Below are 13872 nucleotides of genomic sequence, written 5' to 3'. Positions count from 1 at the left end.
ATTGCCCTTCAGTGCCTCTGCCGTGCTAGCTCCCCCTCGAAAGCGCCCTTCGCGGCATCCACTCGCCGCCGCAATTCGCCGGGATCGACGAACGCCCGTACATCGCCGGCCAACAGCTTCTTCCGCTTGGCCTCCATATCGAACGCGCTTGGGTGGAAATTCAGGAACACGTCCGCCCGCATGCCCTTGAGCTTTGCGAAGGTCGTTCTGAAATCCGCGGCAGCGGCATCATAGCCCTGGCCCGCGGTCAGCGGCTGACCAGCCACGCTCAGGCTGCATGCGAAGATAATATCGAGGCCGCCTGCCCGCATCGTCCAGCTCGTGCAGCCCTTGGTGTGGCCCGGAGTGAGATGCGTGATCAGCGTGGTGCCGCCCAGCACGAGCATCTCGCCGTCAGTGAGAGAGACATCGACCTTCACCGGCGGCGCGCGGTCGAGATCGGGCCGATAGTCGAGCATCCCTGCCTCTAGCCCCGGCTTGTCACCTGCGCTCGCCATGAGCCGCGCACCCGTCAACCGCTTCAGTTCGGCCAGACCGCCGCTATGATCCCAATGGGCGTGATTGATCAGCAGGATCTTCACGTCGCGAAGCTTGAAGCCAAGCGCCGCGATGTTGGCGGCAACCAGCGGCGCGCTTTCCTCCATCGCGCCGTCGATCAGGATGTGCCCCTCGGGCGTCGTGATCAGATATGCCGCGATCCCCGCGGTCCCGACATAATGCACATTCCCGGTGATGCGGAACGGCGCGACGGGCATGTTCCATTCCTTGCGGACCTGCGCCCAATCAGTGTCCTGCGCCGCGGCCGGCAGCGCCGATCCCGCGAGCAGAGCCGCCGCGATTGCCAGTTTCATTGCGTCTCTCCCCCAAAGGCTCAGTCGCCGGCACGAATGGCGGCTGGACCGTGGGCGGGTCAATCCACGGATGCGACGAACCGCGCCTGACCGTCGCCACGCGCCCGCCCGCAAAGGTTATCGCCACCCCGCCGGTCTTCACCAGCCCCTCGCGATCCAGCTTCAGCCAGCGCGGCGCGCAGCCGGGTGGCAGCCGCCGTTCGCTGACGACGATGTCGGAAGTGGAGCACAATGCCATCATCTCGCGCCACGGCACCAGATACGCGCTCCGCGTCGCCGTCACGCGCCAGCGCCGCGCGCCGCTGCGATGTTCGATCAGGCACAGATCGGGGCTGCACCGTGCCCCGGACTCCTCACTCAGCGCCGCCAGTTCGTCGTCGGCGCCGCTATTTTCCCCAAGCATCGAGCGCGTATAATCTCCCGCCCGGTCACGCAGCAGCGCCATCCCGCCGCTTGCCGTGCGGATCGCCAAGTGCCGGCCATCCCCCGTCACCAGCAGATCGGGCGCGGGCGTCATCAGCGCCCAAAGCGCACCGATCGCCAGTGGCGCGGCGCCAGCCCAGCGCGCCCGCGTCCGCCACAGCGCCATCCACAGCCCGCCCATCACCATCAGCGCAAATGCACCATCGGGCATGGCCGGCAGCGATGCGACGGCTCCGGGCGCGGAAGACGCGGCATGCGCGAGCCAGAGCAGGAATTCGAGCGACTTCGCAGTCAGCCACCAGGCCGGCGCCCCCAGGCCCGCCACATCGAGCGCCAGCGCCAGCGCCTCGAGCGGCATCGTCACGAAGGTGGTCAGCGGGATCGCGATGATATTCGCCAGCGCACCGTAAACGCCCTGCTTATGGAAATGATACATGCCGATCGGCATCAGCGCGAGTTCGACTGCGATGCCGGTCACCAGCAGCGAGCCCAGCCCCCGGCCCAGCCGAGGTCCCCAGCCCTCCTCACGGCGCGAGAACCAGCTTCGCATCCGCGGGCTCTCATGCAGCGCCACGATTACCGTCACGGCGGCGAAACTGAGCTGGAAGCTCGGCCCGGCAAGCGATTCGGGCCAGAGCAGCAGCACGATCAGCGCCCCCGCCGCCACCAGCCGCAGCGTCAGCGCCTCTCGTCCCACGCTCAGCGCCAGCAAAACAAGCAGCGAAGCCACGCATGATCGCACCGTCGGCACGTCGGCTCCGGTCAGCAATGTATAGCCTATTGCCGCCAGCGCCCCAGCCCCCGCGGCGATCAGCGGCAGCCGCCAGCGCAGGGCCAGGATTGGACTGAGCGACAGCAGCCGCAACACCAGCAGCATCGTCCCTGCGGTCACCGCAGTCACATGCAGCCCGCTCACCGAAAGCAGATGCGCCAGCCCGGCGCGCTGCATCGCCTCCGAATCCTCGTCGGCAATCGCGCCCCGGTCCCCGGTGGCCAGCGCGCTTGCGATCCCTCCGGCGCTCCCGGCGATGCGGCTCTGGATATGCGCCGAGAGCCGCGCGCGCAGGTCCGCCCCCGCGGCATCGCCAGGCTTGACGATCTCGACCGGCGCAAATCCTTTGCCGGTCGCGCCCAGGCCACTGAACCAAGCCACACGCGCGAAATTATAGGCCCCCGGCACCGAGGGCGGCGGCGGCGGCATCAGCCGGGCCCGCAGCCGGACGACGGCCCCGCGCGCCAAGTCCTTTGGTGCATCCAGCTGCGCCAGGTTGACGCGCACCTTGGGCGGCAGATCGGCGCGCCCCGCAATTACGATGGTCACCCTTACCATGTCGCGCGCGGGCAGCCGCTCGACGCGCTCGACCCGCCCCTCCAGCATCACCACCGCCGGCCGCGCCAGCACCGGCGCGCCGACATTGCCCGCCTTCCACCAGATCAATGCGCAGCCCAGGGCGGCGGCGAGCGCTCCCACCGAAATCACGCGCATGGCCCTGTCGTTCCGCGAAGCCGCGATCCCCGCCAGCGCCACCGCGCCCGCCGCGGCGACGAACCCGATCCAGCGCGCCGCATCGGGAAGCACGAACCATGCGGCCACGCCGCCCCCCAGCATGACCGGCAGCCACAATATCAATTGCTCGCGCTCGGCCTCCAGCCACTGCTCAAGCCCCTCGGTCACCACGCGAAATAGCCGCCGCACCCCCATTTGTAGGGAAGAATACCCCGTGCTAGGGGCCTCGGCGGCTGAACTGGCCATCGGTCTCAAGTCTGGGAGCAGGCGCGGTTGAGCGCAACTAAAGATACCGGCGGCACGCATGTCGTCACGCGCTTCGCGCCGTCGCCGACGGGCTTTCTGCACATCGGCGGGGCGCGCACGGCGCTATTCAACCTGCTTTTCGCGCGCCATCATAATGGCAAGTTCCTGTTGCGCATCGAGGATACCGATCGCGCGCGCTCGACTCAGCCCGCGATCGAGGCGATCCTTGATGGCATGACCTGGCTGGGTCTCGATTGGGATGGCGAAGTTACCTATCAATTCGCCCGCGCCGATCGTCACGCGGCAGTGGCGCACGCGATGGTCGAGAAAGGCGCGGCCTATCGCTGCTATCTGACCCAGGACGAGCTCGCCGGGATGCGCGCCGAGGCCGAGGCGAACAAGAAGCCGCTCCGCATCCGCTCGCCTTGGCGCGAAAAGACCCATGACGGCGACACCCCCTTCGTGGTGCGCCTCAAGGCCCCGACCGAAGGCGCGACGACGATCGCCGATCTGGTCCAGGGCGAAGTCACGGTCCAGAACAGCGAGATCGACGATCTCGTCCTCCTGCGCTCGGATGGCACCCCAACCTATATGCTCGCCGTGGTGGTCGACGATCACGACATGGGCGTCACCCACGTGATCCGCGGCGACGATCACCTCAACAACGCCTTCCGCCAGCTCCCCATTTACAAGGCGATGGGATGGCCTGAGCCGCATTATGCGCACATTCCGCTGATCCACGGCTCCGACGGCGCCAAGCTTTCCAAGCGGCACGGGGCATTGGGAGTCGATGCCTATCGCGACGAAATGGGCCTGTTGCCCGAAGCCGTGTCCAACTATTTGCTTCGCCTGGGCTGGGGACACGGCGACGACGAGATCATCAGCCGCGAGCAGGCAATCAAATGGTTCGATCTGGCGGGCGTCGGAAAATCACCAAGCCGGTTCGATATGAAGAAACTTGAGAACCTGAACGGTTACTACATCCGCGCGTCCGACGATGCGGTGCTGGCCGATCTCGTCGCCGCACGGATGCCGTTCGAAGTCGGCGAAGAACAACGCGATCTTCTGCGCCGCAGCATGGGCGCATTGAAGCCGCGTGCCGCCAATCTCCTTGAATTGTGCGACGGGGCATGGTTTCTGTTTCGCACTCGCCCACTGGAATTGGACGACGATGCCGCGGCTCTGCTAGAGGGGAATGCGCGGGCAATTCTGGTCCGGCTGCACGCCGCGCTTGACGGCGTCGCCGGCTGGGATACGGAAGCGCTGGAAGCGGCGGTTCGCACCGTCGCGGATGATGCGGGGATCAAGCTCGGGGCGGCCGCGCAGCCATTGCGCGCGGCGCTTACGGGCCGGAAGACTTCCCCGGGCATCTTCGACGTCCTGGCGCTGCTGGGTCGCGAGGAAAGCCTGGGCCGCATCGCAGACCAGATGCCCCTGCCCGGCTAGGGCAGACACGGACGGACCTGCCCGCCTGAACGGCGGGCGACAACAAGGACCATGATTATGAGCGACACGGCGAAGCTGCAGGTTCCGGGGAAGGAAGTCGAATATCCGATCCTCGCGGGCAGCACCGGCCCCGAGGTCGTCGATATCCGCAAGCTTTATGCGCAGACGGGCATGTTCACCTATGATCCCGGCTTCACTTCCACTGCTTCGTGCGAATCGGGCCTCACTTATATCGACGGCGACGAGGGCATTTTGCTCCATCGCGGCTATCCGATCGGGCAACTCGCGGAAAATTCCAGCTTCATGGAAGTCAGCTATCTGCTGCTCAATGGCGAGCTGCCGTCAAAGGCCGAGCTCGACAAGTTCAGCTACACGATCAGCCGCCACACGATGCTGCATGAGCAGCTCGCCACTTTCTATCGCGGCTTCCGGCGCGATGCGCATCCGATGGCGATCATGTGCGGCGTCGTCGGCGCGCTTTCGGCCTTCTATCACGATTCGACCGACATCACCGATCCCACGCAGCGGATGATCGCCAGTCACCGGCTGATCGCCAAGATGCCCACGATCGCGGCGATGGCCTATAAATACAGCGTGGGCCAGCCCTTCGCCTATCCGCGCAATGACTTGAGCTACACCGGCAATTTCCTGCGCATGACCTTCGGCGTGCCCGCGGAGGAATATGTCGTGAACCCGGTTGTCGAGAAGGCGCTCGACCGGATCTTCATCCTCCATGCCGATCATGAGCAGAACGCTTCGACCTCCACCGTGCGGCTCGCCGGCTCTTCGGGCGCCAATCCGTTCGCATGCATCGCGGCGGGCATCGCCTGCCTCTGGGGACCCGCGCATGGCGGCGCCAACGAAGCGGCGCTCAACATGCTGCACGAGATCGGCACGCCCGATCGCATTCCGGAGTTCATCGCCCGCGCCAAGGACAAGAACGATCCCTTCCGCCTGATGGGCTTCGGCCACCGCGTGTATAAGAACTACGACCCGCGCGCGACCGTGATGCAGCAGACCGTGCGCGAGGTCTTCAAGGAGCTCAACGTCACCGATCCGGTGTTCGAAGTGGCGCTCCAGCTTGAGGAAATGGCGCTCAAGGATCCCTATTTCGTCGATAAGAAGCTGTTCCCCAACGTCGATTTCTATTCGGGCGTGATCCTTTCCGCGATCGGCTTCCCGACGACGATGTTCACCGTGCTCTTCGCGCTGGCGCGCACCGTGGGCTGGGTGGCGCAGTGGAACGAGATGATCTCCGATCCCGATCAGAAGATCGGCCGCCCGCGCCAGCTTTACACCGGCCCGGTGCAGCGCGATTATGTGCCGGTGGAAAAGCGCTGATCCGTTTGGCGCAGCAGGAGGTTCGATGCGCCAGAATTTGCTGATCTTCGCCGGCATCCTCGGGCTGGTCTTCGGCATATTGTTCATGCTTCAGGGGCTCGGCGTGGTCCGCTGGCCTGCGAGCAGCACGATGATCGATCAGCGCGTCTGGCTCTGGCGCGGCCTCGCGCTGGCGGTGGTGAGCGCGATCCTGATAGCCGGCGTCCGCCTCGTTCCCACTCGGGCGGAGCGCAGGGCGGCGAAGCGCGAAGGGCGCGACCTGGACGTTTAGGGCGCGGCGCTGAAGCTCAGCACCTGCAAGCTCACCTCCGGCGTCGGCGCGCGCTGTACGCGCCCCGCCACGCGCCCGCTCGCGCAGGTCCACACGAAAGTCCCCTCCATCGCCGAGATCGGCGCGATCGCCTCGGTCATGGCACATTGGCCGACCACAGCCTTGAGCTTCCCGATGTCCGCACGCCGACGCGCCGCATCGCGATCGAGCAGCACATTGACCGCGAGCGGCGCCTTTTCCGGATCACCCGCCACCCACGCCGCCTTTGCCGCATCATAAGCCGCGTTGAGCCCCGCGGACACCGGCAGCGCGCGCACCGGCGCCAGCCCAGCCTTGCGAAGCGCCAGCAGCGATTGCATCGCCGGCAGCGAAGGTCCGGCATAGGTGCGGTTGGCAAAGGCGAATATGCCGATCCCGGCGTCGGGCAGCAGCATTACCGTCGAGCCATATCCCGGATAGCCCCCACCATGCGTGACGATGCGTCCCAGGTCGCAATCTTCGATCACGCGCCATCCCTTGGCATAGGCATTGGCCTGGCGGCACGGCGCACCAAGCGCCGCCGCGCGCTCGCCGGTCGCCACGAAATTCGCGCCCTCGACGATCCCGCGAACCGTAGCGCGCTTGACCGGCCCTGCGTCGGCATCGTTGCGCGGGGGCCAGGCCGAAAGCAGGAGCGAGACCCAGCGTGCATAATCGTTCGCCGTGGTTTGTATGCCCCCCATTGCGCCATAGGCTCCATCGGCCATGTCGGGCTCGCGCAGCCAGGCGTCGTCCTGCCAGCGATAGCCCAGCGCCCGCACATCCTGCGGTCCGGCAAGCACATCATAGCCGGTGGAAGTCATCCCCAGCGGCGCGATCAGGTTGCGGCCGATCCAGTCCTGATAGCGCATGCCTGATACATTTGAGATGATCCGCCCCAGCGTCGCATAGCCGTGGTTCGAATATTCCATGCGAATGCCGGGCGCCTGGGCAAAGGGCATTCCCGCCTTCAGCATCTTAGTGAAATCGGGCTCGCTCAGCGGCTGCTGGCGGTCGCCCCAGGGATTGTCCTCGACGAATCCCGCATTGTGATGCAGCAGGTCGGCAACTCGAATGCGCGGCGAGTCGCTGGTCGGGTAGCGCCAGCCCTCCATCTCCGGCACATAGCGCTCGGCCAGCGCATCGAGCGACAATTTGCCCTGATCCCGCAGCATTAAAATTGCCATCGCCGTGAAGGCCTTGGACATGGAGGCGATACGGAAGCGGCTGTCCGCGGTGACCGGGCGCTTTGCCTCGACATCCTGCACGCCCAGCCCGCGCACCAGCACGAGCCGCCCATCCTTGACCACGCCAAATACCAGTCCGGGCACGTGCTGCGCCTGCATATAGGCTTCGAAATAGCCGACTAGCTCGGGCGTCACCCCCTCGATGTTCTTCGCCTGGGCCACGGGAGGCGAAGTCTGCGCCATGGCCGGGATAGTGGCCGAGCAGAGAGCGGCGGCGATGGCGATGGCTTTGATCAAGGCGGTTCTCCCGGGGAGCAAACCTGAACCTCGCAGAACAAAGTGATTCAGCAAAGCGATCGATTCGAGCGCTTAGGATCGGCGGTGCGGGAAAACGATGAGGAGAGTCGAAATGCAATTCAAGAAACTGGTCGCAGCCGTCGCGCTGGCGATTGCGGGTATCGCGGGTTCGGCCACTGCGGCGAACGCCGCCCCGATTTCGGCCGCCGGCCCAAGCGCCAGCATCCTGACCGTGTCGGCCGCTGCGACCGTCCAGCGCTACCGCCAGGACGACCGCCGCTGGGATCGCGGCCGCCATCGCGGCTGGGACCGTGGCCGCTCCAATCGCCGGAACTACAATCGCGGCCGGTACTATAACAACGGCCGGCACTATAATCGCGGACGCGTCTGCCGCACCCAATGGCGCCATCACCGCCGCGTGACGGTTTGCTATCGCCGCTAAGGATGGCCGGGACGGGCGCCCGCAACCTGTGCGGGCGCCCGTTCAAATTTCTCCCTTGGCGCTTGACGAACGCCCGTGTCGCAGCGCGATCACCAGCGCCACGGCGATCAGGATCGAGGCGAGTGCGAAGGTGCACCGCGCGCCCCGCGCCACGGCTTGCGGATCGGCGGCGTGGATCTCACCCGCCCCCACGGCAAACGCGAACGCGGCGCCCATTGCGGATGCGCCAGTAACCAGTCCAAGATTGCGTGCGAGGTTGAGCATGCCGGAAACCAGGCCACGGTCCCGAGCGTCCGCTTCCGCCATGATCGCCGTGTTGTTCGCGGCCTGGAAGATCGCGTAGCTACCGGTGAGCAGCATGATCGGCGCGATATAGCCAGGCACGCCCAGCCCCTCGCGCATGAGGCCCAGGAGCAGCGTGGCGGCGATCATACCGCCTAGGCTGACCACGGCCATGCGCTGGGGGCCGAAGCGATCGACGAGGCGGCCGGCCGGCACGCCGGTCGCCGTCGCGACCAGGGGGCCGGCGGACAGAACCATGCCGGTCGCCGCGGCATCCAAACCGAGCGCTCCGGAGAGATAGAACGGCCCGATGACCAGCATCGTCATCATCACCGTCGAGACCAGGCCGCTCGTGGCGAGGCTGGCGCGCAGCACGCCACTCCGCAGGAGCCGCAGTTGGATTAGGGGCGAAGCAACCCGTGTCTCGACGATCAGGAAAGCCAGCCCTACCGCCAATGCCGCAGTCAGCAGCATCAGGTTGAGCAAGCCGAAGGGACGCATCGTCATCGCCATCGCGTAGGCCGCGAGAGTCAGCAGCAGGAGCGCCGTGCCTATGCTGTCGAAACCAGCGCGGGGCTGTGCAGCCCGAGGGCCGTCGCCGGGCAGGCAGCGATATGCCAGAACGAAGGCCAATGCGCCCAGAGGCACGTTGACCAGGAAAATCGCGGGCCAACCCGCCCAGGCGATCAGCAACCCGCCCAGCGCTGGCCCGAGCGCTGTGCCGACGGCCGACATCGTTCCCAAAAGTCCCATCGCCACACCCGTCTTGGCTTTGGGAACGGCGTCGCCCACCAGCGCCATGGTGAGCGCCATCATGATCGCCGCGCCGGCGCCCTGTATTCCCCGCGCGGCAATCAGCAACGGCAGCGCGGGTGCGGATGCGCACAGCAACGAAGCGGTGGTGAACAGCGCGATACCGGCAAGCAGCAAGCGCCTGCGGCCCGCCAGATCGCCCCACCTTCCAGCCGCGACCACCAGCGTGGTGATGACCAGAAGATAGATGAGGACGATCCACTGCGCCGTCTGGAAGGGCGCGGCGAAGACCTCAGCCAGGGCCGGCAGCGCGGCATTGGCGATGCTGGTGGCGAGCGAAGGAAGCATCATCGCGAGCGAAAGGGCTGCCAGCACGCCCCAACTGTTCCGTGCTTGTTTGGGCGATACGGGGAGCGAATGGGCGGTTGCCGCCATCGCGATTCTCCTTGTGTGGGTCGATGCTGGGGGGCACGATGCCACTTCAAGTGAACTTGAGGTCAAGCGTGAAACTGATCGACATTTCGGAGGTCGCCAAACGGTCCGGCGTGCCAGCCTCGACGCTCCGTTTCTATGAGGAAAAGGGCCTGATCGAATCGCTCGGTCGGCGAGGCTTGCGCCGCACCTTCGATCCCGGCGTGCTCGAGCGATTGCCGGTGATCGCCCTTGGCCGCCTGGCCGGATTCTCGCTCGACCAGATCAAGGCGATGTTCGGCAACAGCGCTCAACCGGCGGTCGACAAGGCGCTGTTATCCGCCAAAGCCGAAGAGCTTGGCCGCACGATCCGCCAGCTCGATGCGTTGAGGAATGGCCTCCAGCACGCCGCGACCTGCCCCGCACCCAGCCATATGGAATGTCCTTCGTTCAGGCGGCTGACGAAGATCGCGGCCGGGCGCATCGAGAGGTCGCGTGCGCGCGAGCGTCCTGCGCGAACGAGACAGCCCAGTCCGCGTTAGCCATTTCCCTATTCGCCTTGGATCAGCCTGCCTGGCGCTATCGCCGCGAGCCAGAAGGCGAGTCAGTCCCTCAGCGGCAGGCTGAAAACGAAGCGCGCACCCTGGCCAGGCGCGCTATCGACGGTCAAATCTCCGCCCATCGCCCGCGCCAGGCGTCGGGCGATATACAGGCCGAGCCCGCTCCCGCCCGGCTCATTGGGATCGACGCGGCCGAACTTCTCGAAAATCCGCGCATGGTCCCCGCTTGCGATTCCCTTGCCTTGATCGGCGACGATCACATGCGCGCGGCCATCGTCCTTCTCGAGCCGTATCCACACCTGCCCGCCCGGTGGCGAATAGCGCACGGCGTTGCCGATCAGATTGACCAGCACCTGCAGCGCGCGGCGGAACTCCCCGGTAACCGGCAGTATCTCATAGGATGCTGGCCGATCGATCCGCACTTCGCCCTCGGCGGCGCGCACCGAGAGCAGCCCCGCGGCGCGGCGTGCGACGTCGGCCAGGTCGATATTCTCCGCCTCGATGCGGAAATCGTCGCGCTCGATCGCCTGAAGGTCGACCAGATCATCGACCAGGGTCATCAGGTGGCGGCCGGCATTGGCGATGTCGCCCGCATATTCGGCGTAATCGGGCTTGAGCGGCCCCTCGGTCTGCGCGCTGATCGAATCGGCATTGGCGATGATCGTACCCAGTGGGCCGCGCAGCGCGCGATCGAGTCTCTGGCTGAACGAATCGGGGAAGCCGCCAAAGGGCGCGGCGGGCGGAGGCAATGGAGCATCGGCCCTGGGGCGCACCGGAGCGCTGTCGAGCATATGCGCCGCGCCGACAAACCCGGCGAAGCGCCCACCCGGATCGGCGCGCGGCGTGGCGTCGAGCCGCACCATCCGGCCTGTCCCGCGAATCTCGGCTTTCTGCCCGTCGAACCGGGCCTGTGCAGCCACCGCGCTCAGTATCGGCAAGTTGCCGCTCTCATCCTGCTCCAGGCTGAACAGCCGGGTCAGCGGCTGGCCGAGCATCGCCGAGCTGTCGAAACCATAACGTGCGCCGGCTTCGATCGAGAGGAAAGTGATGCGCAACGCCGCGTCGGTTTCCCAAAGCCAGTCGGCGGCCGAGCGGAAGAAATCGCCGTCGCGCTCGGGCTCGCTAGCCACTGCCCGCCAGCCCGGCCGGGGCCGCCAGCCACTGACTTCCAGCCGAACGCCGCCGTCCTGCGGCTCGGCGCGTACCCAAAGCTCGAGATCGTCCTCGCCATCCGCGGCAATCACATTGCGCGAGATCGCAATGCCAAGCCGCTGCGCCAGCCGCGCCAGCGTCGCGATCTGGGGCACCGCGAGCGGCGCATCGATCGCGCCCCCCGCCCGCTGGTTCAATTCGAACAGCCGCGATTCGGCGTCGAGCAATCGCCCGTCGCTGTCGAGCCGGCCGATCGCCAGGGGCATCGAGGAGTCGATCGCGTTCATTCCTGCGCGGGCGAACGCTCGAGCGCGACTACGGCGCCGCGATAATCGGGGTGAAGCCTGAGCGGCGCAAGCGCGTCGCGCGCCTCTCGCGGGCGAAGCTCGGTGATCGCCTCCAGCGTGTCGGCGAATTGCTCCAGATCGCGGCGCGGATCGGCCTCGCACAAGGCATATCCGATCTGCGCGACAGGCTCGCGCGCCAGTTCGAGCGCGCGCAAGGCCAGCCACAGCCGGTCAGCGGCGGAATCGAGGACAATGTCGCGCGCCAGCGAATAGCTGACGCCCAGCGCATGGCCGAGCAACGCAATGAACAGAACGATCCGCCGGTCGCCCAGCGCCTCCACCAGCAGCGCGGGCAGTTCCTGCGGCTGGGCGTCGATCGCGGCGGCGAAGCGCATTGCGGTCGCCTCCAGCCGATCGCCTTCATCATAGGCCGCGAGGCTGCGCTGCGCCGCCTCGCTCAGCGCATGATCGAGCGCGTCGCCACCCTCGCCCACCCGTTCGCGCAGCGCCGCCGCCACCCACCATACCAGCCGGTGGTGCAATTCGGCGGGCAGGTCGGTCCGGGTAAACTGTCCCGCATCGGGACTCCCCCGCCGGCGGCTCTCGGCGATCAGCACTGCCATCGCCGCTGCGGCGACAACGCGGTCGGGGTGCTGGACGAAGCGGTTGATCAGGCTCGGCCGCTCGGGATCGTCGGGGGCCTGCATCGGCAGCGCGGCCCCCATCAATTCCTGGCGAACGCGCGAAACCAGCTCAGCCATCAGGTCCGGATCGCGCAATAGTCCCGATTGCCATAGACGCGCCAGTACCGAGGAAGCCGGGTCCTTCAGCGCCACCACCAGCCGCGATTCGCCCCGACCATGCAGCAGCCGCACGGCATGTTCGCGCACTTCGCCTTCCACTGTCTCGACCAGCCCGCGCAGCAGCGCCGAAAGACCTGATCGCGTGCGTTCGTCCAGCCGGGCGTCTTCGGGAAGGAAGAAATCGTCGATCGCCACCGTCAGTCCGCGATAGGCGCGCACTTCCGCAGCCGCCGCGCGCGCGAGCAGCTTGCCGGCGCCAATGGCAGGGCCATCGCGCGGTTCGACGGGGTTATCCGACATCCACTCAACCCTAGCGGAAGTGTCCTTAAGAGGAGACTAAGCTTTTTTCGCGCGTCGCCTCAACGGCGGCGGTCAGGGTCGCAAACGCATAGACTGCGATTCCGGCCAATCCGAATTCGGTAAAACCGGCCAATGTGAAGGGCATAAGCAGCAGCAGATGCGCCGATGGGCTCGCCCACCAGCGCCGATGCCGCGAAGGCGCGCGCTCGATCAGCACTTGCGCGGCCAGCCCGAATGCGGCGAACACCATCGGCGTCCAGCTATACAGCCGCGCATGCTCCACCCAGCCGCACAACAGCACGACTGCGCCGAACAAGGCCAGGATCGCCCATTCGAGCGCCCGCCCGCGCAATTCCTCACCCCGCAGCGCCGCCATCGCCGATGCGGTAGCCAATGCCGCCGCCGCCGTCAGCGAGCCGATCAGCCCCACACCCTGCCAGTCCAGCCCGATCCCCATCAGCGAGAGCAACGCAAGCGCCCCCGCCCCCATGGTCAGCGCCCATCCCGGCACGTTGCGCCCGACCAGCTCGGGCAGCACGGCGCGCGCGATTCGCGTGAACACCCAGCGATCCGCCCAATCGACTCGCCGCTCGGTCAGCGCTGCGAGCACGCCCGTATTGCGCGTGGCCAATCCTTCGGCACTGCGCTCCACCGAATGGCCGGTGCGCAGCCAGGCGGCGGTAAGCGGCACATGCTCGGCGCTCGATTGCGAGGCTACGCGCAGCAGCGCCGACTGGAAGTCATAATCCTCGGGCATCTGCGCGATCTGCGAAAGCTGCGCGACCGAGATGCGCGCGATCCCGGCCCAGCTGTCGCGCATGTCCAGCCGCTCGATCGCGGCGGGGGATTCGGCGTCGTCGGTAACCAGCAGCGCCTCGCCGCCCTCCGCCGCCATGCGGTCCATCACGGGGTCGGTCGTGACCAGCCCGTCGGCCATCACCAGCACGCGCGCAGCGTTGTCGAATTTTTCGCCGGCTTCCTCGGCCGAGCGGACGATTTCGACGATCGGGTGGCGCTTGGTGGCGCGGTTGACTGCGGTAAGCAGTTGCGGAGTCATCTTGCCGACCGCGATCAGGACCTTCTCGGCCCCCGCCCCGGCCAGCAGCCGTACCTGATATTCGAGCAAGGTCATGCCGCCAAAGGGCAAGGTCGCGACCAGCGTCCCCGGCCGGTCGCTCGCCTCCTCGACAGCAAAGATAAGCCCCGCCAGCATGGTGGCGTGGTTAAGCGGTTAGGGCATAGCGCGCAATCGGCGGCAGCAAGAAGTTAGTGTTCGCGCGGAGGCGCAGAGGCGC

Annotated in this window: 12 protein-coding genes; 5 read left to right on the top strand and 7 right to left on the bottom strand. The window is 66.7% G+C overall.

The annotated features are described in order from the left end of the window. Positions 1-8: 8 nt before the first annotated feature. Positions 9-851: a subclass B3 metallo-beta-lactamase gene (gene bla, locus VF617_RS01005; RefSeq protein WP_331012991.1), complete on the bottom strand. Its 843-nt coding sequence runs from the start codon at positions 849-851 to the stop codon at positions 9-11. Next, positions 784-2976, bottom strand: a complete 2193-nt coding sequence (locus tag VF617_RS01000; RefSeq protein WP_331012990.1) for a ComEC/Rec2 family competence protein — start codon at positions 2974-2976, stop codon at positions 784-786. The genes bla and VF617_RS01000 overlap by 68 nt, the downstream gene beginning before the upstream one ends. Positions 2977-3054: 78 nt before the next feature. Here VF617_RS01000 and gltX point away from each other — a divergent pair, with 78 nt between their 5' ends. The 3 genes from gltX to VF617_RS00985 are packed head-to-tail and all read left to right on the top strand — an operon-like array spanning position 3055 to position 6085. After that, entirely contained in the window at positions 3055-4473 is a 1419-nt protein-coding gene (gene gltX, locus VF617_RS00995) for a glutamate--tRNA ligase (protein ID WP_331012989.1), read from the top strand. A gap of 57 nt (positions 4474-4530) precedes the next feature. Further along, positions 4531-5814 carry a citrate synthase gene (locus tag VF617_RS00990; RefSeq protein WP_331012988.1) on the top strand — a complete coding sequence of 428 codons (1284 nt, stop codon included), beginning with the start codon at positions 4531-4533 and terminating at the stop codon, positions 5812-5814. A 25-nt stretch (positions 5815-5839) separates the two neighbouring features. Then, positions 5840-6085: a hypothetical protein gene (locus VF617_RS00985; RefSeq protein ID WP_331012987.1), complete on the top strand. Its 246-nt coding sequence runs from the start codon at positions 5840-5842 to the stop codon at positions 6083-6085. On the opposite strand, the gene VF617_RS00980 is transcribed toward VF617_RS00985, so the two are convergent. After that, positions 6082-7587 carry a serine hydrolase domain-containing protein gene (locus VF617_RS00980; RefSeq protein WP_331012986.1) on the bottom strand — a complete coding sequence of 502 codons (1506 nt, stop codon included), beginning with the start codon at positions 7585-7587 and terminating at the stop codon, positions 6082-6084. The genes VF617_RS00985 and VF617_RS00980 overlap by 4 nt on opposite strands. Before the next feature lie 112 nt (positions 7588-7699). Between VF617_RS00980 and VF617_RS00975 the strand changes: the two genes are divergently transcribed. Next, positions 7700-8029 (top strand): hypothetical protein, encoded by a 330-nt coding sequence (locus VF617_RS00975; RefSeq protein ID WP_331012985.1) that lies wholly within the window; start codon positions 7700-7702, stop codon positions 8027-8029. A gap of 42 nt (positions 8030-8071) precedes the next feature. Here the strand turns inward: VF617_RS00975 and VF617_RS00970 are convergent, their stop codons facing one another. Further along, entirely contained in the window at positions 8072-9499 is a 1428-nt protein-coding gene (locus VF617_RS00970; protein ID WP_331012984.1) for an MFS transporter, read from the bottom strand. 68 nt (positions 9500-9567) lie between these two features. Between VF617_RS00970 and VF617_RS00965 the strand changes: the two genes are divergently transcribed. Beyond that, positions 9568-10017: a helix-turn-helix domain-containing protein gene (locus VF617_RS00965; RefSeq protein WP_331012983.1), complete on the top strand. Its 450-nt coding sequence runs from the start codon at positions 9568-9570 to the stop codon at positions 10015-10017. Positions 10018-10079: 62 nt separating this feature from the next. Here VF617_RS00965 and VF617_RS00960 read toward each other — a convergent pair whose 3' ends face one another. Genes VF617_RS00960 through VF617_RS00950 form a run of 3 tightly spaced genes read right to left on the bottom strand, consistent with a single transcriptional unit; the run spans position 10080 to position 13790 of the window. Next, on the bottom strand, positions 10080-11474 hold the full coding sequence (locus VF617_RS00960; RefSeq protein WP_331012982.1) for an ATP-binding protein: 1395 nt from the start codon (positions 11472-11474) through the stop codon (positions 10080-10082). Continuing rightward, on the bottom strand, positions 11471-12577 hold the full coding sequence (locus VF617_RS00955) for a DUF2336 domain-containing protein (RefSeq protein WP_331012981.1): 1107 nt from the start codon (positions 12575-12577) through the stop codon (positions 11471-11473). The genes VF617_RS00960 and VF617_RS00955 overlap by 4 nt, the downstream gene beginning before the upstream one ends. A gap of 25 nt (positions 12578-12602) precedes the next feature. After that, positions 12603-13790 (bottom strand): hypothetical protein, encoded by a 1188-nt coding sequence (locus VF617_RS00950; protein WP_331012980.1) that lies wholly within the window; start codon positions 13788-13790, stop codon positions 12603-12605. Between the last annotated feature and the right edge of the window lie 82 nt (positions 13791-13872).

The organism is Sphingomonas sp. (assembly GCF_036388215.1).
Lineage (GTDB): Bacteria > Pseudomonadota > Alphaproteobacteria > Sphingomonadales > Sphingomonadaceae > Sphingomonas.
Note: the sequence above shows the minus strand (reverse complement) of the source record. Positions and strands in the feature narration are given on the sequence as shown.

Coding starts and splice junctions, on each gene's coding strand:
- VF617_RS00975 (WP_331012985.1), top strand. CDS start 7,700: ATGCAATTCAAGAAACTGGTCGCAGCCGTCGCGCTGGCGATTGCGGGT.
- VF617_RS00990 (WP_331012988.1), top strand. CDS start 4,531: ATGAGCGACACGGCGAAGCTGCAGGTTCCGGGGAAGGAAGTCGAATAT.
- VF617_RS00985 (WP_331012987.1), top strand. CDS start 5,840: ATGCGCCAGAATTTGCTGATCTTCGCCGGCATCCTCGGGCTGGTCTTC.
- bla (WP_331012991.1), bottom strand. CDS start 851: ATGAAACTGGCAATCGCGGCGGCTCTGCTCGCGGGATCGGCGCTGCCG.
- VF617_RS00950 (WP_331012980.1), bottom strand. CDS start 13,790: ATGCTGGCGGGGCTTATCTTTGCTGTCGAGGAGGCGAGCGACCGGCCG.
- VF617_RS00955 (WP_331012981.1), bottom strand. CDS start 12,577: ATGTCGGATAACCCCGTCGAACCGCGCGATGGCCCTGCCATTGGCGCC.
- VF617_RS01000 (WP_331012990.1), bottom strand. CDS start 2,976: ATGGGGGTGCGGCGGCTATTTCGCGTGGTGACCGAGGGGCTTGAGCAG.
- VF617_RS00970 (WP_331012984.1), bottom strand. CDS start 9,499: ATGGCGGCAACCGCCCATTCGCTCCCCGTATCGCCCAAACAAGCACGG.
- VF617_RS00960 (WP_331012982.1), bottom strand. CDS start 11,474: ATGAACGCGATCGACTCCTCGATGCCCCTGGCGATCGGCCGGCTCGAC.